The organism is Pseudoalteromonas sp. SG43-1 (genome assembly GCF_014164415.1).
Classification (GTDB): Bacteria; Pseudomonadota; Gammaproteobacteria; order Enterobacterales; family Alteromonadaceae; genus Pseudoalteromonas; species Pseudoalteromonas distincta.
The window spans coordinates 1-221 of record NZ_JACJFD010000105.1; the positions used below are offsets into that span (position 1 = coordinate 1).

A 221-nucleotide genomic window follows, 5' to 3' on the forward strand; every position below is an offset into this window, starting at 1 on the left:
CTACCTGACCACCTGTGTCGGTTTGGGGTACGATTCCATATAATCTGAAGCTTAGAGGCTTTTCCTGGAAGTATGGCATCAACAACTTCATCACCTTAGTGACTCGTCTCGTGTCTCAGTCTTAACAGCAACCCGGATTTACCTAAGTCGCCAACCTACTCACTTTCACATGGACTACCAACGCCATGCTTGTTTAGCCTGCTCCGTCCCCCCATCGCAAT

1 rRNA gene is annotated in these 221 nt (G+C 48.9%); it reads right to left on the bottom strand.

Features of this window, described 5'->3' with window-relative positions:
• A 23S ribosomal RNA gene (locus H5159_RS21280) occupies positions 1–221 on the bottom strand; the annotation flags it as partial.